23 protein-coding genes and 2 pseudogenes are annotated in these 25,622 nt (G+C 68.9%); 13 read left to right on the top strand and 12 right to left on the bottom strand.

Annotation, left to right across the window (positions count from 1 at the left end):
* The first annotated feature begins 84 nt into the window (after positions 1-84).
* Positions 85-885, top strand: coding sequence for a carbon-nitrogen family hydrolase (locus ACZ7IB_RS09675; protein WP_470910826.1), 801 nt, complete (start codon positions 85-87; stop codon positions 883-885).
* A gap of 27 nt (positions 886-912) precedes the next feature.
* Here the strand turns inward: ACZ7IB_RS09675 and ACZ7IB_RS09680 are convergent, their stop codons facing one another.
* Positions 913-1,404 (bottom strand): LURP-one-related/scramblase family protein, encoded by a 492-nt coding sequence (locus ACZ7IB_RS09680; RefSeq protein ID WP_470910829.1) that lies wholly within the window; start codon positions 1,402-1,404, stop codon positions 913-915.
* 64 nt (positions 1,405-1,468) lie between these two features.
* Here ACZ7IB_RS09680 and ACZ7IB_RS09685 point away from each other — a divergent pair, with 64 nt between their 5' ends.
* Complete coding sequence (locus ACZ7IB_RS09685) at positions 1,469-3,295, top strand: NHL domain-containing thioredoxin family protein (RefSeq protein WP_470910831.1); 1,827 nt, start codon at positions 1,469-1,471, stop codon at positions 3,293-3,295.
* Positions 3,296-3,385: 90 nt separating this feature from the next.
* On the opposite strand, the gene ACZ7IB_RS09690 is transcribed toward ACZ7IB_RS09685, so the two are convergent.
* The 6 genes from ACZ7IB_RS09690 to ACZ7IB_RS09715 all read right to left on the bottom strand — a co-directional run bounded on the left by ACZ7IB_RS09690 (position 3,386) and on the right by ACZ7IB_RS09715 (position 11,854).
* Positions 3,386-4,132, bottom strand: coding sequence for a DUF4232 domain-containing protein (locus ACZ7IB_RS09690; RefSeq protein WP_470910833.1), 747 nt, complete (start codon positions 4,130-4,132; stop codon positions 3,386-3,388).
* Positions 4,133-4,303: 171 nt separating this feature from the next.
* Positions 4,304-7,309: an AfsR/SARP family transcriptional regulator gene (locus ACZ7IB_RS09695; RefSeq protein WP_470910836.1), complete on the bottom strand. Its 3,006-nt coding sequence runs from the start codon at positions 7,307-7,309 to the stop codon at positions 4,304-4,306.
* Positions 7,310-7,440: 131 nt separating this feature from the next.
* Positions 7,441-7,662 carry a DUF6458 family protein gene (locus ACZ7IB_RS09700; protein WP_470911180.1) on the bottom strand — a complete coding sequence of 74 codons (222 nt, stop codon included), beginning with the start codon at positions 7,660-7,662 and terminating at the stop codon, positions 7,441-7,443.
* A 218-nt stretch (positions 7,663-7,880) separates the two neighbouring features.
* On the bottom strand, positions 7,881-9,179 hold the full coding sequence (locus ACZ7IB_RS09705) for a M18 family aminopeptidase (protein ID WP_470910838.1): 1,299 nt from the start codon (positions 9,177-9,179) through the stop codon (positions 7,881-7,883).
* Between the two features lie 114 nt (positions 9,180-9,293).
* The gene (locus ACZ7IB_RS09710; protein WP_470910842.1) at positions 9,294-9,917 is read right to left on the bottom strand and encodes a Uma2 family endonuclease; all 624 of its coding nucleotides are present in this window, start codon (positions 9,915-9,917) and stop codon (positions 9,294-9,296) included.
* A 110-nt stretch (positions 9,918-10,027) separates the two neighbouring features.
* The gene (locus ACZ7IB_RS09715; protein WP_470910844.1) at positions 10,028-11,854 is read right to left on the bottom strand and encodes an acyl-CoA dehydrogenase; all 1,827 of its coding nucleotides are present in this window, start codon (positions 11,852-11,854) and stop codon (positions 10,028-10,030) included.
* A 172-nt stretch (positions 11,855-12,026) separates the two neighbouring features.
* On the opposite strand from ACZ7IB_RS09715, the gene ACZ7IB_RS09720 reads away from it, so the two are divergent.
* From ACZ7IB_RS09720 to ACZ7IB_RS09730, 3 genes are all read left to right on the top strand, one after another.
* Complete coding sequence (locus tag ACZ7IB_RS09720) at positions 12,027-12,467, top strand: SseB family protein (protein ID WP_072487501.1); 441 nt, start codon at positions 12,027-12,029, stop codon at positions 12,465-12,467.
* 143 nt (positions 12,468-12,610) lie between these two features.
* The gene (locus ACZ7IB_RS09725; protein WP_470910847.1) at positions 12,611-13,567 is read left to right on the top strand and encodes a pirin family protein; all 957 of its coding nucleotides are present in this window, start codon (positions 12,611-12,613) and stop codon (positions 13,565-13,567) included.
* Between the two features lie 50 nt (positions 13,568-13,617).
* The gene (locus ACZ7IB_RS09730; RefSeq protein ID WP_470910849.1) at positions 13,618-14,673 is read left to right on the top strand and encodes an AI-2E family transporter; all 1,056 of its coding nucleotides are present in this window, start codon (positions 13,618-13,620) and stop codon (positions 14,671-14,673) included.
* Positions 14,674-14,728: 55 nt separating this feature from the next.
* Here the strand turns inward: ACZ7IB_RS09730 and ACZ7IB_RS09735 are convergent.
* Positions 14,729-15,223, bottom strand: a pseudogene (locus ACZ7IB_RS09735) (phosphatase); the annotation flags it as partial.
* Between the two features lie 195 nt (positions 15,224-15,418).
* On the opposite strand from ACZ7IB_RS09735, the gene aspS reads away from it, so the two are divergent.
* Positions 15,419-17,203 carry an aspartate--tRNA ligase gene (gene aspS / locus ACZ7IB_RS09740; protein WP_389605370.1) on the top strand — a complete coding sequence of 595 codons (1,785 nt, stop codon included), beginning with the start codon at positions 15,419-15,421 and terminating at the stop codon, positions 17,201-17,203.
* A 114-nt stretch (positions 17,204-17,317) separates the two neighbouring features.
* Here aspS and ACZ7IB_RS09745 read toward each other — a convergent pair whose 3' ends face one another.
* Complete coding sequence (locus tag ACZ7IB_RS09745) at positions 17,318-17,914, bottom strand: dihydrofolate reductase family protein (protein WP_413754596.1); 597 nt, start codon at positions 17,912-17,914, stop codon at positions 17,318-17,320.
* A 104-nt stretch (positions 17,915-18,018) separates the two neighbouring features.
* On the opposite strand from ACZ7IB_RS09745, the gene ACZ7IB_RS09750 reads away from it, so the two are divergent.
* From ACZ7IB_RS09750 to ACZ7IB_RS09765, 4 genes are read left to right on the top strand one after another with little or no spacing between them, the layout of a single operon-like run.
* Positions 18,019-18,360, top strand: coding sequence for a Scr1 family TA system antitoxin-like transcriptional regulator (locus ACZ7IB_RS09750; RefSeq protein ID WP_470910851.1), 342 nt, complete (start codon positions 18,019-18,021; stop codon positions 18,358-18,360).
* Between the two features lie 11 nt (positions 18,361-18,371).
* On the top strand, positions 18,372-18,569 hold the full coding sequence (locus ACZ7IB_RS09755) for a DUF397 domain-containing protein (RefSeq protein WP_470910854.1): 198 nt from the start codon (positions 18,372-18,374) through the stop codon (positions 18,567-18,569).
* Between the two features lie 42 nt (positions 18,570-18,611).
* Positions 18,612-19,184 carry a DUF5753 domain-containing protein gene (locus tag ACZ7IB_RS09760; protein ID WP_470910856.1) on the top strand — a complete coding sequence of 191 codons (573 nt, stop codon included), beginning with the start codon at positions 18,612-18,614 and terminating at the stop codon, positions 19,182-19,184.
* An 8-nt stretch (positions 19,185-19,192) separates the two neighbouring features.
* Positions 19,193-19,390: a DUF397 domain-containing protein gene (locus ACZ7IB_RS09765; protein ID WP_470910858.1), complete on the top strand. Its 198-nt coding sequence runs from the start codon at positions 19,193-19,195 to the stop codon at positions 19,388-19,390.
* Between the two features lie 344 nt (positions 19,391-19,734).
* Here ACZ7IB_RS09765 and ACZ7IB_RS09770 read toward each other — a convergent pair whose 3' ends face one another.
* Both ACZ7IB_RS09770 and ACZ7IB_RS09775 read right to left on the bottom strand, forming a co-directional pair.
* On the bottom strand, positions 19,735-20,205 hold the full coding sequence (locus ACZ7IB_RS09770) for a hypothetical protein (protein WP_470910860.1): 471 nt from the start codon (positions 20,203-20,205) through the stop codon (positions 19,735-19,737).
* Between the two features lie 44 nt (positions 20,206-20,249).
* Entirely contained in the window at positions 20,250-21,419 is a 1,170-nt protein-coding gene (locus ACZ7IB_RS09775; RefSeq protein ID WP_470910861.1) for an amidase domain-containing protein, read from the bottom strand.
* A gap of 444 nt (positions 21,420-21,863) precedes the next feature.
* On the opposite strand from ACZ7IB_RS09775, the gene ACZ7IB_RS09780 reads away from it, so the two are divergent.
* Positions 21,864-22,688 carry a L,D-transpeptidase family protein gene (locus tag ACZ7IB_RS09780; protein ID WP_470910863.1) on the top strand — a complete coding sequence of 275 codons (825 nt, stop codon included), beginning with the start codon at positions 21,864-21,866 and terminating at the stop codon, positions 22,686-22,688.
* A gap of 65 nt (positions 22,689-22,753) precedes the next feature.
* Positions 22,754-23,335: pseudogene (locus ACZ7IB_RS09785) on the top strand (Uma2 family endonuclease).
* A 79-nt stretch (positions 23,336-23,414) separates the two neighbouring features.
* Here the strand turns inward: ACZ7IB_RS09785 and metG are convergent.
* Entirely contained in the window at positions 23,415-25,019 is a 1,605-nt protein-coding gene (gene metG, locus ACZ7IB_RS09790; protein WP_470910865.1) for a methionine--tRNA ligase, read from the bottom strand.
* A gap of 148 nt (positions 25,020-25,167) precedes the next feature.
* On the opposite strand from metG, the gene ACZ7IB_RS09795 reads away from it, so the two are divergent.
* On the top strand, positions 25,168-25,622 hold a 455-nt coding region (locus ACZ7IB_RS09795), incomplete at its 3' end, for a response regulator transcription factor (protein ID WP_470911182.1).

Genomic DNA, 25,622 nt, shown 5'->3' on the forward strand with positions numbered 1-25,622 from the left:
CGCTGCGAGCAGGCACCCCGGCAGTGCTTTCGTGTGACGATCGTAGGCCTGTGTTGACGGCTCGAATGCCAGGACGGTGGTAGTGTGCGCGCCTCCCTCATCCAGATCGCAGTAGACTCGGACGAATCCGTCAATTCCCGTAGGCAACGCGCGGCTTCGCTGATCGCGGCCCAGCGCGGTGCGGATCTGGTGGTTCTTCCTGAACTCTGGCCGGTCGGCGCGTTCGCGTACACCGCCTTCGCGGACGAGGCCGAGCCGCTCCAGGGGCCCACCCACGACATCATGGCGAAGGCGGCAGCCGACGCCGGGGTCTGGCTGCACGCGGGCTCCTTCGTCGAGCGCGCGGCCGACGGCACCCTCTACAACACCGCGCTCGTCTTCACACCCGAGGGCGAGCGGGCCGCCGCGTACCGCAAGATCCACCGCTTCGGCTTCGACAAGGGCGAGGCGGTCATGATGGGCGCCGGCGAGGAGCTGGTCACGGTCGCCCTGCCGCAGACCACCCTGGGCCTCGCCACCTGCTACGACCTGCGCTTCCCGGAAATGTTCCGCGGCCTGGTCGACGCGGGCGCCGAGACGCTGATCGTCGCGGCGGGCTGGCCGGAGCGCCGTCGCGCCCACTGGACGCTGCTGGCCCAGGCCCGCGCCGTCGAGAACCAGTCGTACGTCCTGGCCGTCGGCACCGCGGGCAGCCATGCCGGAATCCAGCAGGCCGGACACAGCATCGTCATCGACCCCTGGGGCGAGGTGCTTGCCGAGGCGGGCGCGGACGAGGAGGTGCTCACCGTGGAGTTCGACCCGTCGAAGGTCGCCGTCACGCGCGAGCAGTTCCCGGCGCTCAAGGACCGCCGGCTGGGGCTGGCCCGGCCAGAGACGGGCAAGTAGTCACGTTTCACGTGAAACGCGCCGAGGTCAGCCCTCGTGCTCCTTGTCCGCGAGCGCGATGACGCACACCGATACGGCGATGAGCAGTGCCGCGTCGGCGTCCTCCCGTACGACATCGATCCCGTACGTGTCCCGGACGGTCAGCCAACGCCGTGAGATCTGGGCCAGCAGTTCCCCGTCGTAGTCGATGGCGAACTCGCGGTCCAGGATCTCGCCGCTGACATCGAGCTCGGTGCCGTCCACCAGCGTGACCCGGTAGTGGTTGCGCAGCAGCGACAGCCGCTTGCGCTTGATCGTGGCGAGCTGTTCGCCGTCGCGCTCGATGAGCATCGTGTCGCGCAGGCTGAGCAGCTTCTGCCGGATCTCGACCAGGACCCGGCCCTGCGCGTCCTTCAGCTCGAAGGTGTCACGCACCCGCATGGCCTTGCCGTCTACGAGGAAGACCTTGCGGCCGTCCGCGTCCTCGATCCAGTGGTCGTCACCGACAGCGAAGAGCCGTTCACGCACCAGGAATCTCATGGCTCACAGGTTCCCTCAAGACCCTCCGGAATGCGTGGGGGCCACGGTGATGTTGACTGTCGATATGGCAAAACGTGCGCGCGTCAGGGCCCCCGAGCTGATCGGCAAAGGCGGCTGGCTCAATACAGGCGGCCAGCAGTACACCCTCGCTGACCTGCGAGGGCGCGTCGTCATTCTGGATTTCTGGACGTTCTGCTGTGTGAACTGCCTGCATGTCCTTGATGAGCTGCGCGAGCTGGAGGAGAAGCACCGCGACACCGTCGTGATCATCGGTGTGCACTCGCCGAAGTTCGTCCATGAGGCCGAGCACCAGGCCGTCGTCGACGCCGTCGAGCGGTACGAGGTCCACCACCCGGTCCTCGACGACCCGGAACTGGCGACGTGGAAGCAGTACGCCGTACGGGCCTGGCCCACGCTCGTCGTCATCGACCCCGAGGGCTATGTCGTCGCCCAGCACGCGGGCGAGGGCCATGCGCACGCCATCGCGAAGCTGGTCGAGGAGCTGGAGGCCGAGCACGGCGCGAAGGGCACGCTGCGCCGCGGCGACGGCCCCTACGTCGCGCCCGAGCCGGTCGCCACGCATCTGCGTTTTCCGGGCAAGGCCCTGCTCCTGCCCGACGGCGGGTTCCTCGTCTCCGACACCACCCGCCACCGCCTGGTCGAGATCGAACGTGACGGTGAAACGGTCCGCCGTCACGTCGGTACGGGGGACAGGGGGTTCGCCGACGGCGGGCCCGAGGAGGTCCGGTTCTCCGAGCCGCAGGGGCTGACCGTGCTGCCCGACGGCCGGATCGCGGTCGCCGACACCGTCAACCACGCTATCCGCGCCCTCGATCTCACCACCGGGATGACGACGGCCCTCGCCGGTACCGGCCGCCAGTGGTGGCAGGGTTCGCCGACGACCGGCCCGGCCCGCGAGGTCGACCTCTCCTCCCCCTGGGACGTCGCCTGGTTCGCGGACCGGCTGTGGATCGCCATGGCGGGCGTGCACCAGCTGTGGACGTACGACCCCGCGACGGAGACCGTGCAGGTCGCGGCGGGCACGACCAACGAGGGCCTGGTCGACGGGCCGGCCGACGAGGCCTGGTTCGCCCAGCCGTCGGGGCTCGCCACGTCGGCCGACGGGGAGCGACTGTGGGTCGCCGACTCGGAGACGTCCGCCCTGCGGTACGTCGAGCGCGATGGCACCGGCTTTGCCGTCCGTACGGCCGTCGGCACCGGCCTCTTCGACTTCGGACACCGCGACGGTGCCGCGGATCAGGCCCTGTTCCAGCACCCGCTGGGCGTGACCGCGCTGCCCGACGGGTCCGTCGCCGTGTGCGACACGTACAACCACGCGCTGCGGCGCTACGACCCCGCGAGCGGTGAGGTCACCACCCTGGCCACGGATCTGCGCGAGCCCAGCGACGCCGTGCTGGTCGAAGGCGACCTCGTCGTCGTCGAGTCCGCCCGGCACCGGCTGACCCGGCTCCGGCTCCCGGAGGAGGCCGTACGCGTCGCCGGCCAGGCACACCACACGCAGCGCGCGGCCACCGAGATCGCCCCGGGCACGCTCCGGCTCGATGTGGTCTTCCAGGCCCCCGCCGGGCAGAAGCTGGACACCCGGTACGGTCCCTCGACCCGGCTGCTGGTCTCGGCGACCCCGCCCGAGCTGCTGGCGGAGGGCTCCGGTCCCGGTACCGATCTGTTCCGCGACCTGGTCCTGGCCGACGGCGTCGCCGAGGGCGTCCTGCATGTGTCCGCGATGGCGGCGTCCTGCGACGACGACCCGGAGAACGAGTACCCGGCCTGCCATGTCCACCAGCAGGACTGGGGCGTCCCCGTCCGCGTGACCGCGGAAGGAACGCCCCGGCTGCCGCTGGTGCTGGCAGGGATGGACGAGCAGGCCTGACGGCGCGCGGAGCCCCGGACACGGAGGGCCTTCTGCGGCGGGGTAGGGGCCGCGCCCCGCGGGGCGCGTCGTACGGCCCGGCTCAGCGGGTCAGGAGGTGCCCGCCTGCTTCATGGAGCTCACCGCTTCGGCGACCGTGCTCCGGTACAGGCCGAGCTTCGGGTCGCGCACCTTCACATCGGGGCCGAGATCGAAGTTCTGCGTCTCCGCGTTGGGCATGTGGTCGCCGTCGGCGAGCACGTTCATCTCGTCGATCCAGGTCAGGCCGTTCGCACCGCTCGGGTTGAGGTCGATCACGGCGATGGCGGCCGTCTTGGGCTTGACCGGGTACGCGGGTGCGCCGCCCAGGCCGCCGGGAACGGTCGGCTGGATGTCGGAGCTGTGGTCCGAGGCCTTCGCGGCGCCCAGGCTGACCCGCGGGAAGTAGCTCAGGCCGCAGGAGTTCGCGCCGACGTTGTTGACCTCGATCACCTGCTGGGTGGCCGAGCCCTCACGGGGGTACACGCGCACCGACAGGTCCCCGCTCTTGCACGGGTGCTTGTAGGCGTAGCTGTCGCTGGTGTCGCCGCCCGTCTTGGCGCTGCCGTTGGACGTGCCGGTCTTCGAGGTGCCCGTCTTCGTGGCTCCGGTGTTCTGCCCGGCACCGCCGGTCTTCGCGGTGCCCGTGGTCGTCGCGTCGGTGGCGTCCGTCGAGGCGGCAGCCGCTGCGGAGTTGCTCTTCGCCGGGCCGGCGGACTTCGTGCCGGAACCGTCGCCGCCACAGGCGGTGAGGGACAGGGCGAGCACGGCGGTGGTCGCGGCGGCAAGGACGGTTGTGCGGTTGCGGAGCGTACTCATGGAATTTCCCCCGAGTGTAACGGTGAGGCGAACGCCGGGTCATGTGGCGAGCGCCTCTGACCTGCTGACATGTATGAGTCTGGGGTCCGCCGCTCATGTTCCGCTGCCGTCCCGCTAACGTCCGGCTGACGCCCCCGCCCTCACTCCCACGTCGCTGCGCGGGGGCGCGGTTCACTCGTCGTCGGCGAGCCGCCGGACCGCCTGTTCGTACCGCTTGCGGTACTCCGACTGCGCCGTCACCTGCAGCAACGCTTCGAGGGCTCGTACCGCTCCCTCGTCGTAACCGGCGCGCTCCGCCTCCCCGGCTGCCCGGTCCAGCAGCCGGATGCCTTCGCTCTCCTCGCCGAGCGCCAGACGGGCCTCGCCGCTGGTGGTCAGCAGCCGCACCCGGCGTGCGGCCTCCTCGTGCTCGGGCCCGAGGTCGAGCGCCGTCCGGGCGGAGTCGAGGGCGTCCTGCGGCCGGTTCGCGGCGAGCTGCATCCGGGCGAGGTGCTGCAGCGCGAGCATCTCGGTGTGTGCGTCGCGTTCTTCGCGGGCCAGGCCCACGGCCCTTCCGCAGCCCTCCAGCGCCATGTCGAGCGCGCCCTCTTCGGCCTGCACGACGGCCAGGTTGACCAGCGCGGTCGCCTCGCCGAGCCGATCACCGGCCTGCCGGGCGAGGCCGGGTGAGCGCTCCAGCAGGGTGGCGGCCTCGGCGGTCCTGCCCTCCTCGGCCAGCACCCAGCCCAGCAGATTGATCACCCGCGACTCGGCGTACGGATTGCTCTCGGCGCGGGCGGAGTCCAGCGCCAGTTCCAGCAGCGGGGCCCAGCTGTCCCGTACCCGCCACACCACCTGCGGCCACTGGAGCAGGATGATCCGCCAGGCCCGGTCGTCGAGCCCGGCGGCCCGGGCCGCGACGGCGGCCAGGGCCAGGTCGTCGCGTTCGGTGGCCAGCCAGCGCATCGCCGCAGCCCGGTCGGTGAAGTCCCTTGTAGCGGCGGGCCGGTGGTAGTCGTCCGGCAGGACGAAGCAGGGCTCGCCGCCGGGTTCGGCCGTGTCGGCGGCGGCGAGCGCGGTGGCGATGTAGTGGTCGAGGACACCGACGAGGGCCTCGGACCCGGACACGGGGTCCAGACCGCGGGCGTAGAGGCGTATCAGATCGTGCAGCACCCAGCGCCCGGGCGCCGTCTCGGTGACGAGGTGGGCGGTGGCGAGCCGTTCCAGCGCCGCTGCCGCGATGATCGGGTCCGTGCCGGCGAGTGCGGCGGCCGTGTACGGGTCGAAGTGGCTGCCGGGGTGGTGGCCGAGCCGGGCGAACTGGTGGACGGCGTCCGGCGGCAGTTGCTGCACGGTCAGCCGCAGCGCGGCCGAGACACCGGTGTCGTCCACGTCGAGGTACGTCAGCCGGCTGCGCTCGTCGGCCAGTTCGTCGGCCAGTCCGGCCAACGTCCACTGCGGACGCCCCGCCAGCCGGGCCGCGGTGACACGCAGGGCGAGCGGCAGGCCTCCGCAGAGCCCGGCGAGCCGGCGGGCCGCCACCGGTTCGGCGAAAACCCGTTCCTCGCCGAGGACACCGGCCAGCAGGGCCGTGCTGTCCTGCGGTTCGAGTATGTCGAGCGGAACGGGACGGGCCGCGTCCGAGGCGATGAGGCCTTCCAGCCGGTTCCGGCTGGTGACCAGCGTGACGCAGTCGGTACCGCCCGGTAGCAGTGGCCTGACCGTCGCGGAGTCGCGGGCGTTGTCGAGGACGACGAGCAGCCGGCGCCGGTCGGTCAGGGAACGGAAGAGCGCCGCTGCGGCGGGGACGGACTCGGGGACGCGGCGCGGCGCGACGCCGAGCGCCAGCAGGAACTCACGCAGCACCTCGATGAGCGTGGGCTCACCGGTGTCGCTGAATCCGCGCAGATCGGCGAAGAGCCGTCCGTCCGGGAAGGCGGCGGGGTTGCGGTGCGCCCACTGGAGGGCCAGCGCGGTCTTTCCCACGCCGGCCGGTCCGGTGACCAGGCAGACGGGCGCCTCGCCGGCCGCGGCCCGGGTGAGCGCGGCCAGTTCGGCGCCCCGCCCGTGGAAGCCCCGGGGGGCACGGGGCAGCAGATCGGTGGGGTGCGGCTCGCCGACGACGGGTGGCGGAAGGAGGAGACGAGGAAACGACGGGCCGGGTGCCAAGTCCGTACCGGCTCCCGCCCCGCCCCCCGTACTGCTGATCAAGTCGCCAGGGCGGTCGGCCGGTCCGGCCCCCGTATTCGGCCCGGCCCGACGCTCGGCCACCGGACGGGCCACGGACACAGCCCCGCTGTTGTCGGCGAGGCCCGTGCCGTTGCCGTGGCCCCTCTCGCCGCCCGTGCCACTGCCGGAGCCGATGCGTGGCCGGACCGGACCGCGCATGGGCGCTGCCGGGCCGTCGGCCGTGTTCCGTCCGGCGTCCGGTGCGGTGTCCCGTGCTGCGTCCGGCCCGGGGTCGCCGCGCAGGATCAGCGCGTACGCATCGGCGAGCTCGTGCCCCGGGTCGACCCCCAGCTGATCGGCGAGCAGCCGCCTCGTGCGCTGGAACCAGTCCAGTGCCTCCGACTGACGACCCGCCCGGTACAGCGCCGTCATCAAGGCCGCCGCCAGCGACTCCCGCATCGGATGCGCAACCGCTTCCGCCCGTAGCACCGACGCAGCCCGGTTGTGCTCCCCCAACATCGTATAGGCGAGCGCCAGTTGCTCGACCATCGCCAGGCGCGACTCCTCCAGCGAGTGCGCGGCCGCCTGGAGCGGCGGACCGGCGAACGCGCCGTTGAGCGCCGGTCCCTGCCACAGCGACAGGGCATCCTTGAGCATCAGTACGGAGTCGGCGGGGCTGCGCTGCTCCCGCGCCAGCATCAGCAGTTCCTCGAACCGCTGGGAGTCCAGCAGGGTTTCCGGTACCCGCAGCAGATACGCGTCGCCGAGGGTGACCAGCTCCACCCCGTACGCCTCCGCGTCCGCGCCCACCAGGAGGGCGCGCAGCCGGGACACATGCCCCTGGATGACGCCACGGGCGTGCAGCGGCGGTGTGTCGTCCCACAGGCAGTCCGTCAACCGGGCGATGGAGACCGGCGTGTTGGCGGACAGCAGGAGCGCGGCGAGCAGGCTGCGGCGTTTGGCGGGGCCGAGTGGCAGCGGCCCGGTGAGTGTGTAGACGGAGACGGTGCCGAGCAACCGGAACTCCACGAGTGTCTCCCCTTCCGGGCGGGATACGCCCGAGGCGGGGCTCGGGACAAGTCCCAGAATATCGGGGGTTTGGAGGGGCCGACGACGGATCATGCCCGGTCGGCGGGGTGCGACCTGACCGGCGCCGTGGGTCAGGGGTAGCGGCGCTCGTCCTCGGACACGACAGTGGTGCTGGGCGGCACGACCATCCGGCGACGCCGCGCGATGCTCGCGTGGACGAAGACCCCGATGATGCCGACGATCATCATGATCCAGCCGGCCAGGTCGACATTGACGGTGTCCATCTTCCAGTCGGTGGCGAAGGCCGGTATCGCCCCGGCACCGATGAGGATGATGCATCCTCCGAGTCCCAGCGCATGCCGACAAGGTCGGGGCACTCAACGTCCTACGGGCCGGGCTGGTCCGTCGCAACGCCGGCCAGGCATAGCGAGAAGCCCCGTCCTTCAGGACGGGGAGGAGTCACGAATCCCGCCTCCTCGACGGCCGGCCCGGTGGTTCCGGGCCGGTGTACGGATCGCGTACCCGGCCCGGCAACGACCATGCCCGGGGCTGTGGTCGGGGCGGAGGAGACTCAGCCCGCCAGGAACGCCGTCATCGCGTTGGCCAGCAGATACGGATCGTCCGCGCCGCACAGTTCACGGGCGCTGTGCATCGACAGGATCGCGACGCCGACGTCCACGGTCTGAATGCCGTGCCGGGCGGCGGTGATCGGGCCGATCGTGGTGCCGCACGGCATCGAGTTGTTGGAGACGAACGTCTGCCACGGCACGTCCGCCTTCTGGCACGCGGCTGCGAACACGGCCCGGCCGCTGCCGTCGGTCGCGTACCGCATATTGACGTTGACCTTGAGGATCGGTCCGCCGTTGACCACCGGGTGGTGGGTCGGGTCGTGGCGCTCGGCGTAGTTGGGGTGGATCGCGTGACCGGTGTCCGAGGAGAGACAGACGGTCCCGGCGAAGGCGCGGGCACGGTCCTCGTACGTACCGCCGCGGGCGAACACCGAGCGTTCCAGGACCGTGCCGAGCAGCGGTCCGTCGGCGCCGGTGTCGGACTGCGAGCCGTTCTCCTCGTGGTCGAAGGCGGCCATGACCGGGATGTACGGAAGTTCGGCGTCCGGCTGCCCGGCTACGGCGGCGAGCGCGGCGGTCGCCGAGTGCACGGAGAGCAGGTTGTCCATCCTGGGCCCGGCCAGCAGCTCACGGTCCCGGCCCAGGTAGGCGGGCGGCTCGACGGGATGCGGCATCAGGTCCCAGCCGGTCACGTCCTCGGCGTCGACGCCCGCCTCCTCGGCGACGAAGCGGATCAGGTCGCCCTCCTCGACGTCCCCGAGCCCCCAGATCGGCTGCATGTGCTTCTGCCGGTCGAGCTTCAGGCCGTCGGGGTTGGCGGAACGGTCCAGATGCACGGCCAGTTGCGGTACGCGCAGGAGCGGCCGGTCGATGTTCACCAACCGGTGCGTGCCGTCGCGCAGCGAGATCCGGCCCGCGAGACCGAGGTCCCGGTCGAGCCAGGTGTTGAGGAGCGTCCCGCCGTAGATCTCCACGGCGACCTGCCGCCAGCCGTACGCCCCGGTGTCGGGCAGCGGCTTGACCCGCAGATTCGGCGAGTCGGTGTGCGCCCCGACGATCCGGTACGGAGTGTGCGCCTCGGCGCCCTCCGGCACGTACCAGGCCACGATCGCACCGCCGCGCAGGACGTACTTCCCCCCGCTGGTGCCGTCCCAGGCCGCGGTCTCCTCGACCTGTCGGAATCCGGCCTTCTCCAGCCGCTCGGCCGCGGTGGCCACGGCGTGGTACGGGGAGGGGGAGGCCATCAGGAAGGCCATCAGATCGTCGGTGTGACCGCGGTCGAAGCGGAGGGAGGAACTCATGTTCTTCACTGTAACGAGGCCGGACCGGGAGGTTTCACCGTCGCCCCGCAGCCGGCGCCCGCCCAATGTCCGGGGAGCGTCGCGGGGGCTTCTCGCCGTTCCGGGCCACCAGGACTACAGCTTGTCGATGGCGGTCAGGTCGATGTCGATGTCGTACGGGGCGGAGAGCTTCAGCCGGTCGTGGTGGACGCCGGTGGAGATGTATGTCTTGTTGACCGGGTCCAGCTGATACGTCCAGACCACCGGCCGGTCGTTCTCGGCCATCTCGACGAGCCAGAAGTTCGGGATGCCCGCCCCCGCGTACTTGTGCGGCTTGGTGTCGCGGTCCCTGGCCTCGGAATCGGGCGAGACGACCTCCACGGCGAGCAAGACATCGGCGGCCTGGTAGCGGGTCTGGCGCTGGTCCCCGTCCGCTTCGGCTGTCACCACGACGAGGTCGGGTTCCGGGGCGTTGCGTTTGCCGAGCACGACGGCCATTTCGCGGCGAACGCGCAGATCTTCCGGAACGTGGCTGCGCAGCCCCTGTTCCAACAGATACATCGCCAGCGTGTGGAACTTCCGCTGCGGACTCACGAAAACAAGACTCCCGTCGATCAGCTCTGTGTGCGGCGGGAGGTCGTGAAGCGTGAACAGGTCGTCCACGGTGTAGCCGTCCGGCGGCGGGACCGGCCACTTGGAATCGTCGCGCCGCAGCTGCGACGCTTCGGGCAGTGCCTCGGCGGTCATGGTTCCTCCCATGGGCGGGATTCTCGGCCGTGCACTCAGCGTACCCAGCTGATACGACAGCACCGCCACCCGAAAGCGTGTCCGGGTGACGGTGCGTGTTGACGATCTCGGGCGGAGAAGGCCTAGAACGCGGCCTCGTCCAGCTCCATCAGCGAGTTGTCGACAGACTCGGCGAGCGCGCGCTCGGCGGTGACGCCCGGCAGGACGTTCGCGGCGAAGAACTTCGCGGCGGCGATCTTGCCCTGGTAGAAGGCGACATCCTTCGCGGAGGCGGCCGGCAGCTTCTCGGCCGCCACGGCCGCGCCCTTGAGCAGCAGGTAGCCGACGACGACATCGCCGGAGGCCATCAGCAGGCGGGTGGTGTTGAGGCCCACCTTGTAGATGTTCTTGACGTCCTCGCCGGTCGCCGTGAGGTCGGTGATCATCGTGCCGACGATCGCCTCCAGGTCCACGGCCGCCTTGGCGAGCGAGTCCAGCGCACCGGACAGCTCCTCGTTGCCCTGGGCGCCGGCGAGGAACTTCTTGATCTCCTCGGAGAGGGTGTTGAGCGAGGCGCCCTGGTCGCGGACGATCTTCCGGAAGAAGAAGTCCTGGCCCTGGATCGCCGTCGTGCCCTCGTACAGCGTGTCGATCTTGGCGTCACGGATGTACTGCTCGATCGGGTACTCCTGGAGGTACCCGGAGCCACCGAACGTCTGGAGCGACTGCGCCAGCTGCTCGTACGACTTCTCGGAGCCGTAGCCCTTCACGATCGGGAGCAGCAGGTCGTTGAGGCCGTGCAGCGCCTTCGCGTCCTCGCCCGCGGCCTCCTTCTCCTGGATCGCGTCCTGGACGGAGGCGGTGTACAGCACGAGGGAGCGCATGCCCTCCGCGTACGCCTTCTGCGTCATGAGCGAGCGGCGCACGTCGGGGTGGTGCGTGATGGTGACCTTGGGGGCGGCCTTGTCCATGAACTGCGACAGGTCCGTGCCCTGGACGCGCTCCTTGGCGTACTCCAGCGCGTTCAGGTAGCCGGTCGACAGGGTGGCGATGGCCTTCGTGCCGACCATCATGCGGGCGAACTCGATGATGCGGAACATCTGGCGGATGCCGTCGTGCTTGTCACCGATCAGCCAGCCCTTGGCGGGGTGCTGGTCGCCGAACGTCATTTCGCAGGTGTTGGACGCCTTGAGGCCCATCTTGTGCTCGACGTTCGTCGCGTACACGCCGTTGCGCTCGCCCAGCTCGCCGGTGGTCCAGTCGAAGTGGAACTTCGGGACCATGAAGAGCGAGAGGCCCTTCGTGCCCGGACCTGCGCCCTCGGGGCGGGCCAGCACGTAGTGGATGATGTTCTCGGACATGTCGTGCTCGCCCGAGGTGATGAAGCGCTTCACACCCTCGATGTGCCAGGAGCCGTCCTCCTGCTCGACGGCCTTCGTGCGGCCCGCGCCGACGTCCGAACCGGCGTCCGGCTCGGTCAGCACCATCGTCGAGCCCCACTGCTTCTCGACGGCGATCTCGGCGATCTTCTTCTGTGCCTCGTTGCCCTCGTCGAAGAGGATGCCGGCGAACGCCGGGCCCGAGGAGTACATCCAGACGGCCGGGTTCGAGCCGAGCAGCAGCTCCGCGTAGGACCAGATCAGGGAGCGCGGGGAGGTGGTGCCGCCGATCTCCTCGGGCAGGCCCAGACGCCAGTACTCGGAGTCCATGAACGCCTGGTACGACTTCTTGAAGCTCTCCGGGACCGGCGCGGTGCTGGTCTCCGGGTCGAAGACCGGCGGGTTGCGGTCGGCGTCGGCGAAGGATTCGGCCAGCTCGTTCTCCGCGAGGCGGGCGACCTCGTCGAGGATGCTCTTCGCCGTCTCGACGTCCATCTCGGCGAACGGGCCGGTGCCGTACGTCTTGTCGCGCCCGAGCACCTCGAAGAGGTTGAACTCGATGTCGCGGAGATTCGACTTGTAGTGCCCCATGGGAAGGCTCCGTAATCAATAGCAGTGGCGTGCAGCACCCCGGGAAGGGGCGTGGGCCGGGCGGGCGACGAGCTGGCGGTGCGTATATCAGCTGACCTCTCCGATGATGCTACCCGTCAGTAATAAGACGCAACCCCTCAAGGGCCTGATGTGGCCGATTACTCTTTGCGGTATGTACGGCTACGACCAGAACCCGGGCGCACAGCAGCAGATGGGTGGCGGCTACGGCGAGCAGCCGCTGTATCCCGAGCCTTCGCCGCCGTCCCTGGGGGACGCGGTGCGGGCCTTCACCACCGGCTCGCTCTCCGCCGAGGACTTCCAGCAGATCTTCGCGACGTCGAAGGTCTACTGCCCGCGCGGCGACAACCCCGGATTCCTCGCGCTGCACAACACCCAGCAGCCGGTGATCCCGATGTTCACCACGCTCAAGGAGCTGCGGCTGTACGCGGGCAAGGAGTCCAAGTACTTCGTGATCACCGGGGCCGAGGTGATCGACCTGCTGCCGACCGGCTACGGCTTCGTCCTCGACATGGAGGGTGAGCACCGGATGGTCTTCGACGCCAAGGCCGTGGAGCAGATGGTCGACTTCGCGATGCGCCGTATGTACGGCTGACGTCCGAGTCTTCCGGAAGGGGTCCGTGCCGATCGGTACGGACCCCTTCTCGTTGTCGTGGGCGGTGCGGGAATGAACGACGCCTTGCGGGATGTTCACCATTCAACTAAATTGGGCTCAGGACAATCCCGGAGGTGGCTCCCATGCCCGCAGTGACCGTCGAAAACCCACTGACCCTGCCCAAGGTCGCCGCCTCGGGCGACGCCACGGCCCGTCCCGTGCTCGCCGTCACCACGGCGCCGAGCGGATTCGAGGGCGAGGGCTTCCCGGTTCGCCGTGCGTTCGCCGGGATCAACTACAAGTACCTCGACCCGTTCATCATGATGGACCAGATGGGCGAGGTGGAGTACGCGGCCGGAGAGCCGAAGGGCACCCCCTGGCACCCGCACCGCGGCTTCGAGACCGTCACGTACCTGATCGACGGAACCTTCGTCCACCAGGACTCCAACGGCGGCGGCGGAACCATCCGCAACGGCGACACCCAGTGGATGACCGCCGGGTCCGGCCTCCTCCACATCGAGGCCCCGCCGGAGTCCCTCGTGATGTCGGGCGGTCTCTTCCACGGCCTCCAGCTCTGGGTGAACCTGCCCAAGGCCGACAAGATGATGGCCCCCCGCTACCAGGACATCCGCGGCGGCCAGGTCCAGCTCCTCGCCTCCCCGGACGGCGGCGCGCTGCTCCGCGTCATCGCCGGTGAGCTCGACGGGCACGAGGGCCCCGGCATCACCCACACCCCGATCACGATGATCCACGCCACCGTCCGCCCCGGCGCCGAGGTGACCCTGCCGTGGCGCGAGGACTTCAACGGACTCGCGTACGTGCTCGCCGGGCGCGGCACCGTCGGTGCGGAGCGCCGCCCCGTCCACATGGGACAGACCGCGGTCTTCGGCACCGGTTCCTCGCTGACCGTCCGCGCGGACGAGAAGCAGGACGGCAACACCCCGGACCTGGAGGTCGTCCTGCTCGGCGGCCGTCCGATCCGCGAGCCGATGGCGCACTACGGGCCGTTCGTGATGAACAGTCAGGCCGAACTGAAGCAGGCCTTCGAGGACTTCCAGGCCGGCCGCCTCGGTACGGTGCCCGCCGTCCACGGAATGTGACACCGGCGGACGGAGTGGACATCACACCCGCACCGTGATCGGGTGGGAGGGTGCAGACCCCAAACCCCCTCCTGCCCGACGGTGCGCGGCGCACAGCCGCCTGGTGCGGTGTCGTTCTCCTCGTCACCGGGGTTGCTGCGGTCGCTGTCTGGCTGTGCATCACCTTCAAGACCGCGGTCACCCCCGTTCTGCTCGCGCTGCTCGGTACGGCGCTGCTCGGGCCGGTCCACCGCCGGCTGACCGCCCGCGGAATGAACCGCTCGCTGGCCGCGGGGCTCACCTGCGCCCTGCTCGTCGCGGTGGTCGGCGGCGCCGGGTACATCGTCGTCACCGCGCTCGTCGACACCGGCGACCAGATCGTCCGGTCGTTGAAGGACTCCGGGCAGTGGATCATCGACCACTTCGGGATCGCCAAGAACACCAATGTGAACGACCTCGTCGCCAATGCCCGGAAACTCGTCGAGAAGTTCGGTGCGAGCGCCGCGGGCGGAATCCTCTCCGGGATCAGCCTGATCGGCTCGCTGATCGCGACCAGCGTCCTCGCCCTCCTGCTGACCTTCTTCTTCCTGCGCGACTCCGACAAGGCCGTGGACCTCGCCCACTCCGTCGCCCCGCGCGGTACCGGGGACCTGGTCGAGGCCATGGGGCGGCGGGCCTTCGAAGCCGTCGAGGGTTTCATGCGCGGCACCACGTTCATCGCGCTGATCGACGCCGTCTGCATCACGGCCGGTCTGCTGATCCTGCGGGTGCCGGGCGCGGTGGGGCTCGGTGCGCTGGTCTTCGTCGGCGCCTACATCCCCTACCTCGGGGCGTTCCTCTCCGGTGCGGTCGCGATCCTGGTCGCGCTCGCCGACCGGGGATTCGTGATCGCACTGTGGGCGCTGGGGGTCGTGCTCGCCGTACAGGTCCTGGAGGGCCATGTACTGCAGCCGATGATCCAGAGCCGTACGGTCCAGATGCACCCCGCCACCATCATGATCGCGATCACCGCGGGTGCCAGCGTGGCGGGCCTGCTGGGCATGCTGCTCGCGGTACCGGCCTGTGCGGCGGCCTTCGGCATCCTCGGCGAACTGCGCGGAGAGCGTTCCGGCCCGTCCGGCGTTTGAGGACGGAACCGTCCACGCGCGCAAAGCGCGAACCCGACGACCAGGTTCAGTCCCCTGCCCCCGCGACCCGCAGTACCTCCTCGGCCGACCGGGCCTCGGCCAGCGTCCGGCCCGCGTCCAGCAGGAACGCCTCGCGGGAGCGGCGCCAGTCACCGGTGATGGGGGTGTGCGCCCCGGTGGTGCCGGGCTGCGGCTCGGCACCCTCCTGAAGGGTGCCGGCCAGCACATAGGCCGTGCTGCCCGGCTCCTCGGGAGGGAGCGGCTTGGAACGGCTGCGTACGGTACGCGGCACCCGGCCGCCTTCGTCCACGATCCGCAGCCGGGCCTCGGCGAGGGTGCCCTCGGCGACTGCGAGATTCACCACTCCGTAGATCTCGTTCCAGTCGACCGGATGGAAACGGGATCGCACCGCGGACTCACGGAAGACGCCGGCAGCGGCGGGCAGCTCGAGCAGCCGGGCCGCCTCCGCATCGAGCGTGACGGTCCCGGTTCCGTTGTCCCAGCGCCACAGGCCGGTCGCGGTCGCGGCCAGGACGTCCTCGGTGCGCATTGCCCCAATTTAAGGAGATCTGCTCCGTGGACGCCACCGAGGATCGCTGCCCGGGCCCGTCCGGGCACGGTCCGCCGTCCGCCCGTCGCGCCCCGGATGATCTTGAAATGTCAATGTCAATGATTCCGTGCGGGTGCGGGCGGTAGCCTGGGGAGGCTGAATCCACCCCGAACCGCGAAGACTGGATGAACGAGAATGCATCGGTACAGGTCCCACACCTGCGGCGAGCTCCGCGCCTCTGACGTCGGCACCGACGTCCGGCTGAGCGGCTGGCTGCACAATCGCCGAGACCTGGGTGGCATCCTCTTCATCGATCTGCGCGACCACTACGGTCTGGTGCAGCTCGTCGCCCGTCCCGGCACCCCCGGCAACGAGGCCCTGGCGAAGCTCACCAAGGAGACCGTCGTACGGATCGACGGCAAGGTCTCCGCGCGCGGCGCCGACAACGTCAACCCGGAGCTCCCGACCGGCGAGATCGAGATCGAGGTCACCGAGGTCGAGGTGCTGGGCGAGGCCGCCCCGCTGCCCTTCACGATCAACGCCGAGGACGGGGTCAACGAGGAGCGGCGCCTGGAGTACCGCTTCCTCGACCTGCGCCGCGAGCGCATGCACCGCAACATCATGCTGCGCTCGGCCGTCATCGCCTCCATCCGCTCCAAGATGGTGGCCCTCGGCTTCAACGAGATGGCGACCCCGATCCTCACCGCGACGTCCCCCGAGGGCGCCCGTGACTTCGTCGTCCCGTCCCGCCTGAACCCGGGCAAGTTCTACGCCCTGCCCCAGGCCCCGCAGCAGTTCAAGCAGCTGCTGATGATCTCCGGCTTCGACCGCTACTTCCAGATCGCGCCGTGCTTCCGCGATGAGGACGCCCGCGCCGACCGTTCGCCCGGCGAGTTCTACCAGCTCGACGTCGAGATGTCGTTCGTCGAGCAGGAGGACGTCTTCCGGCCGATCGAGAAGCTGATGACCGAGCTCTTCGAGGAGTTCGGCAACGGCCGCCACGTCACCTCGCCGTTCCCGCGCATCCCGTTCCGCGAGTCGATGCTGAAGTACGGCAACGACAAGCCGGACCTGCGCGCCAAGCTGGAACTGGTCGACATCTCCGACATCTTCGCCGACTCGGAGTTCAAGGCGTTCGCCGGCAAGCACGTCCGTGCCCTGCCGGTCCCGGACACCGCGGGCCAGTCCCGGAAGTTCTTCGACGGCCTCGGCGACTACGCCGTCCAGCACGGCGCCAAGGGCCTGGCCTGGGTCCGCGTCGGCGAGGACGGCACCCTTGCCGGTCCGATCGCCAAGTTCCTGACCGAGACCGACATCAAGACCCTCACCGAGCGTCTGTCCCTCGTCCCCGGCCACGCGGTCTTCTTCGGCGCGGGCGAGTTCGACGAGGTCTCCAAGATCATGTCCGCCGTCCGCGTCGAGGCCGCCAAGCGCGCCGGCCACTTCGAGGAGGGCGTCTTCCGGTTCTGCTGGGTCGTCGACTTCCCGATGTACGAGAAGGACGAGGACACCGGGAAGATCGACTTCTCGCACAACCCCTTCTCGATGCCTCAGGGCGGCCTGAAGGACCTGGAGGAGAAGGACCCGCTGGACATCCTCGCCTGGCAGTACGACATCGTCTGCAACGGCATCGAGCTGTCCTCCGGCGCCATCCGTAACCACGAGCCCGAGCTGATGCTCAAGGCCTTCGAGATCGCCGGCTACGACCGCGAGACCGTCGAGCACGAGTTCGCGGGCATGCTCCGTGCCTTCCGCCTCGGCGCTCCGCCGCACGGCGGCATCGCCCCGGGCGTCGACCGCATCGTGATGCTCCTGGCCGACGAGCCCAACATCCGCGAGACGATCGCCTTCCCGCTCAACGGCAACGCCCAGGACCTGATGATGGGCGCCCCGACGGAGCTGGACGAGTCCCGCCTGCGCGAGCTGAACATCCAGCTGCGCAAGCCTGCGGCGACGGCAAAGGAAAAGACGGAGAAGTAGCCACTCGTTCCTTCTCCTGGTTCCACGTGAAACAGCCCCTGGCCGGACAGGCCGGGGGCTGTTCGCTGTGCGCGCCCGAGCCCGGTCTCGCACAGCGCCGCCCGCCCGGAGTGCTCAGCTGGTGACGCGCGTGTAGGTGAGGAACACTGCGCCGCTCTTGAGGGCGGTGTGGTCGGTGAGCGTCCAGGTGCGCGGGTCGAAGGCGGCCTTGCGGGAGAACAGAGGGATTCCGTCGCCGATGGTCAGCGGGCCGACCTTGAGGATCAGTGTGTCGATCTCGGAGTACAAGGAGCCCGCCAGCTCGGCGCCACCGAGCAGCCAGATGTCCTTGCCGTCCAACTGCTTGAGCCCCCGCACGGTCGCCACCGGGTCGTCGGCGACCAGTTCGACGGCCGGGTCCGGGCTCTCGGTCAGGGTCCGGGAAAATACCAGGTGCCGCAGGTGGGGGTAGGCGTCGGTGATCCCGGCCGCAAGACCGATCTCGTAGCTGCGCCGCCCCTCGAGCACGGTGTCGAAGTGCGTGCCCCCCGCCGTAACGGACAGCGCCTGCCGGGCCTGGACGGGCAGCGTCTCCGGGTACTCGGCCACGAGGTGCTGAATGTAGTCCTCCGGTATAGGCCAGAAGCCGTTCGGACCAGTGGGGTCCGCGCCATCCGGGCCCGCGATGAAGCCATCGAGAGTGGTGGCGATGTAGTGGACGAGTCTGCGCACGCCGTGCCCTTCATCCGTGTTGGTTGGGTGATCAGGATGCGTTGTATAGGCGATGCCTGTGTGGCGATTGTGGCAGATTGCGGATCTGGCCCACGGTCATTGGATTGCTCGCAACGGCGGGGCCATGTCCCGCTAGGTGGCCAGGAGTTCGCACCACACGAACTTTCCGGCACATTCTTGAGCAGTCGGAGTTGGCGCACGTGTCTGTGCGCGTCGTGCCGTTCGCTGTGGACAGTTTTGCCGGGGTCTGCGACCCGCTTGTCTACGTCGGCGGGCCGGTGCCGCAACTGGACACCGTACTGATGGACACACCGCACGGTGGTGCTCTTCTCGACGGGGAGGCACAACTCAGCCGCTACCGGGAGCTCATCCGCAAGGTGGAGGGTGCGGCGCTTGGGGTCGTACAGTCACGGGACTTCATCCATAGCCTCGCGCAAAGCGTGTGAAAGGCCCAGGCATGACTCCAGACACCATGTGGCAGAAGTCCTCGTTCTCCGGCGGGGGCGATTCCTCGGACTGCGTCGAGCTTGCCGCCGCCGAGGACCGGATACGTCTGCGGGAGGGCGACGACCCCGGCACGGAGCTGGTGGTCACGTCCTCGGCGTTCGCCCAGCTTCTTCGGGGCGTGAAGGGCGGGCAGCTCGGCCGGGCGTGACATCCGCACCGTACGCGTGGCTGGTGGGAGGAGTTCCGTGGCGTGCTCCCACCCGTGTTCCTGGATCTGTCGGAGCTGGAGCACCATGCCTCGTTCCGGCGCGATGCGGAGATCATCCACGTACCGGGGTTGCTACAGACAGAGGACTACGCCCGTGAGGTCTTCTCGTACATGCCACCGGAGCTTCCCAAAGGTGAGCTCGAAGCCGGGGTGGCCCACAGGATGGGGCGGAGGGCCATCTTCGAAAGGGCTGCCCCCGTGGAGTACGAAGCGGTGATCCATGAAGCGGCACTGTGTATCCGGGTCGGTGACCGTAGGGCCTCACGTGCCCAACTCGACCAGATCCTCGCCCTGTCCGACGAAGATGGCGTAACGGTAAGGGTTGTTCCCCTCGATACCGATGGCTTTGCGGGTGCCGGGAGCGCGATGGTGTACGCCGGTGGGCCGGTGCCTCGGCTTGACACGGTGGTGCGGGACGCGCCTCACGGTACCGCGTTCATTGACGCCGAGTCTCAGCTCGACCGATTTCGAGCACTCTTCCGCAAGCTGGAAGCGGCATCACTCGACCCCTGTAAGTTGCGCGACTTCATTCACCGGATGACCAAGGAACTGTGAGGTGGAGCATGTCCAACTCGATCGACTGGCAGAAGTCCTCGTTCTCGGGCGGCGGCGACGGGAACAGCTGCGTCGAACTGGCTGTCACCGACGGCCGGATACGGCTCCGTGAGAGCCATGACCCTCGTACGGAGCTGGCGGTCACCTTGGCCCAGCTGGACCGGCTCCTGGGCAGCGTGAAGGGCGGGCAGCTCGGCGGGGCGTGACATCCGCGGCCTCACAGCAACGCACAGCCCGCGCTGTACTCGACCAGCACCACCACCCGTAACCCCCTCTCCGAGGACACCATCTACGACCCGAGCGGGTCACGGGCGGGCTGATGAAGCGACGGAACGGGTCTCTGACCTGCTCTCTCAGAGACCTCTGCGCCCCCGTGGAGATGAAGGGCCCGAAACCTACACCCACGAAACGGTTCCGGGCCCTTCCTGCAGGCATGTCCGGCGGGAGGCACAGCCGGGGCCGATGCGTAGCGTGATGGCCCACCTCGGACGTGCTGAGATGGGCCATCAGTTGGAGAGCGGGCGTCCACGCCCCCTCATGGGTGCTGGGGTCAGCCGGACACGGACTTCGACGGGCCGGCGCCGTCGGACGGCTTACCCGTCTCGGCCGGCGTCTTTCCGCTCTGGTCCTGCTTCGGCGCCGGCAGAATGGTGAGGTGCCACTTCCCGCCCTCGCGGGTGATTGTGAGACTCTCGTTGTAGTCGGCGCCCTTGCTGTCCTTGGCGGCGATTTTCGCGGACCCGACATCGGGGCCGAGATCGTAGTTGATCTGGATGTCGTCGACCTTGAGGCCGCGGCCGCCCTTTTCCTTGATGACCTTCTCGGCATCCCGCTCAGCGGCCGGGTCGGTTGCCCCGTCCAGCTTCAACAGGGCGTCCGTGTCACGTTCGTTGAGCGCGGTGATGTACGCCTCGACCGTCTCGCGGTCACCGCTCGCCTTCGGCTCGGAGTCGCCGCTGTCGCACCCGGCCAGGGCGAGCAGCGCGGCGAGGGTGACGCTGGCGAAGTAGCGCCTGTTCATGTGTCCCTCACAGGTGGTTCAGCCTGGATGCCAGGCAGGGGTCTTCAGGTCCGGTGTGCGTACCAGGCAGCGTTCGGGTGGTCGGCGAGCAGCTTGCGGAGGCTCTTGTTGTGGGTGTTTCCCGTGTGATAGGTGAGATATGGGGTGCCTTTGTAGAGCTTGGTGACGACCATGGTGTGATCGATGATGTTGTCGTTCCGAGGCTTCCAGTTCGCCTGGAGCACGTCGGCGGAAGCGAGCTTCCAGACATTGTTGAGGGACTTGGTCCGTTTGGAGTGCTTCACCGCGAACCAGTACCAGTTCTCGGCACCCGCCCACGTGTAGCTGGTGGTCCAAGTGTGGCTTGCATAGAACCACTTCTTGTTGTCCTTGCGGCTGGCGAAGCTGCCGGAGGTTGCCTTCCAGCCGCCGGCCCGCATCACCTGGGAGACGAAGTTCGTGCAGTCGTTCCCGTAGGTGCGATAGTCGTTGCTCGGTGTCTTCCAGTACTTGTTGGCGTAGCGCACCATGGCGCTGTAGTTGTACGAAGTGGTTGCGGAAGCCTCGGCATCAGGGGTGACCTTCGGATCAACCGAGCCGCTGGGCAGTTCGGTTGTCGCGGAGGCCGTGCCCTTGTCGCCTTCGTTCTCCGAGTCCGGAGCTGGGGCGTCGGCAGGTTCGGCGATCTGAGTGCTCGGCACGGGCCCGCCATCGAGCTCGGCCTTGTCCGCTGCGAGCAGCCATGCGCCGGACGTGTCCCGCGTGAACGTCAGCGTGTGGGGGACTGAGTACTCCTCGTACTCCGGCGCCCCGTCGGCCACCTCGGCTGCGGTGAACGGCAGATGGAGGCGGCCGTCCTCGGTGATGTGCGAGGTCGTGGTGTCCCCGTTGGTGGTCGTGTCGAGCACGGTCACGTCGACCTCGGCGTGCGTATAGCCTCCGTCGACCTTCTTGTAGACGTTGCCCTTTCGGGCCAGTGCGGCAAGGTCACTCTGTAGTGCGGCCCTCATCGGCCCCGTGGCCGCGGACAGGACGTCAGCCGAGCGCAACCGTGCCGGGTTCGTCGTCACCGCGTCGGCCCGCTGCTGCAGGTAGCGCTCGGCCAGCTGAGAGAGTTGGTCTGAATCCGGCGTCGTCGAAGGTCGGTCCGCAGAATCCGCTGATGCGGTGGTGCCGACGGACAGTAGCGTTGCGGCTAATGCCGAGACGACGATGCGTCTGTGCAATGCGCGCATGCGCATGTTTCCCCCAAGAGCTTGATGACTGATCGCGGTCAAAGATGTCTTGGCGTGAGGAAACGTTCACTGTGCGAAACGGTCCTGTCCGAAATCGATGCTGACGTTGACCGATAAGGGCTGCTGGAGATCCGGCGGGTGGTATGTAGTTGAGTTCGCACACAGAGCGCTCTCGGCGGAACGGGGATCGTGGGCGTGTCGGCGAAGGTGAAAATGACGTGAGCTGAGCCGGGCATGGGCTCCGCCGGTGACGACACAGAATTGCTTCCGAATGACCTCCGACGGTCGCTGGTACGCCCTCGCCGTGGACGGCGGGCGGTACAGCCGTATGGCCCTCGTGCGGATTCGCGCTCGCGTGTCGCGGCGTTAACTGGGTTCAGCGGGACGAGGCGTGACGGGGAGCCCGCCCGTGCTGCCTTCGACCACGACCGCTGAGGAGTACCCGTGTCCGTGTTCCGTCCGTCGGCTGCCCGGCGTCCCCCGTACGCCGTCTGCGCCGGAACGTGTGCCGCCGCGATTCTGCTGCTCACCGCCTGCGACAACATCTCCCATACTGCCACGGGAACCCGCGATGTCCGGGTAGGAGCCACGGTTTCCGCCGGTGTCGCGGGTCCCCAGGCCGACGGGGGCCGGGGGCGGGCCGCCCCCGGCCCGTACGCGCCGCGCATCAGCCCCCGTGAAATCCCCGCGCTCGGGCCGAAGACCAGGTTCGCGATCCCGGCGGATTCGCGGCAGGCACTCGTCGTCACCGGCGACGCCTACGACTCCAGCCTGTCCACCGCGGTCCTGTACACCCGCGACGACCCCGCCCAGGGCTGGCGCGCGGCCACGGAACGCTGGCCGGCCCGCAACGCCCTGAACGGCTGGACGGACGAGCACTGGGAGGACGACCTCCGCACCCCGACCGGGGTCTACGGACTGACGTCCGCGGGCGGCCTGCTCGACCCCCCTGGGACCATGCTCCCGTACAACCAGAGCCCGGCGTTCGCGGTGAGCGGCGAGGGGTTCGACGGGGAGTCGCTGGAGGGTTCTTTCGACTATGTCATCGCCATCGACTACAACCGGATCCCCGGCGCCTCACCCCTGGACCAGAAGCGTCCGCTCGGCCAGGAGCGGGGCGGCGGCATCTGGATCCATGTGGACCACGACGGCCCGACCCAGGGCTGTATCTCGCTCCCCGAGGACCGGATGAGGGAACTGCTGCGACTCCTCGACCCGGCGAAGAAGCCGGTCGTCGTGATGGGGGACGTACCGGCACTGGAGCGGTGAACCGGGAACGGGCCCGGCCTCCAGCCCGTACGCTGGCACAGTCCGGTTTCCCTCAGGAGGCAGTGATGACCGTGGCTGAGGAGAGTGTGCTGACCCAGGAGGTCTTCGAGGACCTCGCCCGTCATGCCGTACGTGCCGAAGAGGCACTGCGTCTGGAGTTCGTGAACGGGAAACTGGCGGTCAAGGCTGTGCCGGACGGGGATCACGGGCGGATCATCGAGTAGTTGACGCGTCTGTGCATGCAGGCCGATCCGGGACGCTGGCTCTACGCCGAACAGGGGCTTCGAATCGAGACGTACCGCAAAGGCAACGCCCATCCTGATGGTGCGTTCGCCCGCAGCGGCACGTTTGCCGGCCAGGGCGAGTGGGCCAGCCCCGACGGCGTCCTGATGGTCGTCGAGGTCACCTCGTACGACGAGGACACCGACCGCCGGGACCGCGTCGAGAAGCCGCGTGCGTACGCCGAGACCGGCATTCCCGTCTACCTGCTGATCGACCGCGAGACCTGCGAGGTCAAGGTGCACTCGCAGCCCGACGGCGTGCGGTACGAGCAGGTGGTGACGGTGCCGTACGGGAAGACCGTCGAACTGCCCGACCCTGTGGGCATCGAACTGGACACCGAGCCGCTGAAGAATTTGGTCCTTTGACCCCAAGGCGGCAGAGCACGGCGAAGGGCCGGGACCGATCGTGCGGTCCCGGCCCTTCGCCGTGTGTACGTGCGCCCGCTTACGCCGGCTTCTCCTCCAGGCGGGGGAACAGCACCGCGCCCTTCGTCACCGTTGCGCCCACCGGGAGCCGGCCCCAGGTGCCCGCGTCCTGTACGCGCTGGTCGGACAGTGCGCCCAGGGATGCCTCGGCGCCGAGGGAGTCCCACAGCTTCTGCGAGGTCTCCGGCATCACGGCGTTCAGCAGGACCGCGATACCGCGCAGTGACTCGGCGGCCGTGTAGAGAATCGTCGCGAGGCGGGCCTGACCCTCGGGGGAGGTGTCCTTGGCGACCTTCCAGGGCTCCTGCTCCGTGATGTAGCCGTTGACCTGCTTCACGAAGTCGAAGATCGCCAGGATGCCGGCCTGGAAGTCCAGCTCCTCGCCGATCTTCTGGTCGGCCGTGGCGACGGCCTTCGCCAGCCCTTCCTGGACCGCCTTCTCGGCGTCACCCGCGGCGGTGGCCTCCGGGAGCACCCCGCCGAAGTACTTGCCGACCATGGCGGCGACACGCGAGGCGAGGTTGCCGTAGTCGTTGGCGAGCTCGGAGGTGTAGCGGGCGGAGAAGTCCTCCCAGGAGAACGAGCCGTCGCTGCCGAACGCGATGGCGCGCAGGAAGTACCAGCGGTACGCGTCCACGCCGAAGTGCGAGGTCAGGTCCTGCGGCTTGATGCCCGTCAGGTTCGACTTCGACATCTTCTCGCCGCCGACCATCAGCCAGCCGTTGGCCGCGACCCGGCCCGGCAGCGGCAGACCCTGCGCCATCAGCATCGCGGGCCAGATCACCGCGTGGAAGCGGAGGATGTCCTTGCCGACCAGGTGGACGTCGGCGGGGAAGGTCCCGTCGAACTTCTCCTGGTTGGCGCCGTAGCCGACCGCCGTGGCGTAGTTGAGCAGGGCGTCGACCCACACGTAGATGACGTGCTTCTCGTCCCACGGCACCGGGACGCCCCAGTCGAAGGTCGAGCGGGAGATGGAGAGGTCCTGCAGGCCCTGCTTGACGAAGTTCACGACCTCGTTGCGGGCGGACTCGGGCTGGATGAAGCCCGGGTTGTTCGCGTAGAACTCCATCAGCTTCGGGCCGTACGCGCTCAGCTTGAAGAAGTAGTTCTCCTCCTTGAGGATCTCCACCGGCTTCTTGTGGATCGGGCACAGCTTGACGCCGTTCTCGTCCTCGATGAGGTCGCCGGGGAGCTTGTACTCCTCGCAGCCCACGCAGTACGGGCCCTCGTACCCGCCCTTGTAGATCTCGCCCTTGTCGTACAGGTCCTGCACGAACTCCTGCACCCGGTCGGTGTGCCGCTTCTCCGTCGTACGGATGAAGTCGTCGTGTCTGATGTTCAGGTGCTCCCAGAGGGGCTTCCATGCCTCCTCGACGAGCTTGTCGCACCACTCCTGCGGGGTGACGTTGTTCGCCTCGGCAGTGCGCATGATCTTCTGACCGTGCTCGTCCGTGCCGGTGAGGTACCACACCTTCTCGCCGCGCTGGCGGTGCCAGCGCGTGAGCACGTCGCCTGCGACGGTCGTGTAGGCGTGGCCCAGGTGAGGAGCGTCGTTGACGTAGTAGATGGGGGTCGAGACGTAGTACGCCGTCGCCCCCTGCTTCTCGGATCCAGTGGCCGCCATGGTCGAAATCCTAACGGCCTGCGGAAGATCAACTCACACCGATAAACCGGGCCCAGTGCGTGGAGACCTTTGCGAAACATTCCTTCCCGTAACAAAGACGCATCCTGGGAGGGAGTGGACACGCATGCAAGAGGCAGGGGACATCACGATGCGGGTACTGGTCGCCGAGGACGAGGAGATCCTGGCGGAGCTGGTCGCCACCGGGCTGCGACGGGCGGGGTTCGCCGTCGACACGGTGTACAGCGGCGATGCCGCCCTCGCCTACCTGGGGCTGCACGACTACGACGTCGTCGTCCTCGACCGCGACCTGCCACGGGTGCACGGCGACGACGTCGCGCGGGGGCTGGTCGCCTCCGGCTCGCGGACCAGGATCCTGATGCTCACCGCCGCCGGTTCCATGGAGGACCGGGTCGCAGGTCTCGATCTCGGCGCCGACGACTATCTGGGCAAGCCGTTCGAGTTCCCCGAGCTGGTGTCGCGGGTGCGGGGGCTGCGGGGGGGGAGCGCCCGCCCCCTGCCTCCGCCGGCGGAGCGGAAACGCCTCCTGCCCCAACCCCCACAGCGAGCCACCTCCCCGGAGGGGGGGGAGCGGGGCACCTTGCC

Source organism: Streptomyces sp. NPDC037301 (genome assembly GCF_055602785.1).

Excerpts from the sequence above, each read along its gene's own strand:
- ACZ7IB_RS09680 (WP_470910829.1), bottom strand. The coding sequence starts at position 1,404 with ATGAGATTCCTGGTGCGTGAACGGCTCTTCGCTGTCGGTGACGACCAC.
- ACZ7IB_RS09685 (WP_470910831.1), top strand. The coding sequence starts at position 1,469 with ATGGCAAAACGTGCGCGCGTCAGGGCCCCCGAGCTGATCGGCAAAGGC.
- ACZ7IB_RS09690 (WP_470910833.1), bottom strand. The coding sequence starts at position 4,132 with ATGAGTACGCTCCGCAACCGCACAACCGTCCTTGCCGCCGCGACCACC.
- ACZ7IB_RS09705 (WP_470910838.1), bottom strand. The coding sequence starts at position 9,179 with ATGAGTTCCTCCCTCCGCTTCGACCGCGGTCACACCGACGATCTGATG.
- ACZ7IB_RS09710 (WP_470910842.1), bottom strand. The coding sequence starts at position 9,917 with ATGGGAGGAACCATGACCGCCGAGGCACTGCCCGAAGCGTCGCAGCTG.
- ACZ7IB_RS09715 (WP_470910844.1), bottom strand. The coding sequence starts at position 11,854 with ATGGGGCACTACAAGTCGAATCTCCGCGACATCGAGTTCAACCTCTTC.
- ACZ7IB_RS09720 (WP_072487501.1), top strand. The coding sequence starts at position 12,027 with ATGTACGGCTACGACCAGAACCCGGGCGCACAGCAGCAGATGGGTGGC.
- ACZ7IB_RS09725 (WP_470910847.1), top strand. The coding sequence starts at position 12,611 with ATGCCCGCAGTGACCGTCGAAAACCCACTGACCCTGCCCAAGGTCGCC.
- aspS (WP_389605370.1), top strand. The coding sequence starts at position 15,419 with ATGCATCGGTACAGGTCCCACACCTGCGGCGAGCTCCGCGCCTCTGAC.
- ACZ7IB_RS09755 (WP_470910854.1), top strand. The coding sequence starts at position 18,372 with ATGACTCCAGACACCATGTGGCAGAAGTCCTCGTTCTCCGGCGGGGGC.
- ACZ7IB_RS09765 (WP_470910858.1), top strand. The coding sequence starts at position 19,193 with ATGTCCAACTCGATCGACTGGCAGAAGTCCTCGTTCTCGGGCGGCGGC.
- ACZ7IB_RS09770 (WP_470910860.1), bottom strand. The coding sequence starts at position 20,205 with ATGAACAGGCGCTACTTCGCCAGCGTCACCCTCGCCGCGCTGCTCGCC.
- ACZ7IB_RS09775 (WP_470910861.1), bottom strand. The coding sequence starts at position 21,419 with ATGCGCGCATTGCACAGACGCATCGTCGTCTCGGCATTAGCCGCAACG.
- metG (WP_470910865.1), bottom strand. The coding sequence starts at position 25,019 with ATGGCGGCCACTGGATCCGAGAAGCAGGGGGCGACGGCGTACTACGTC.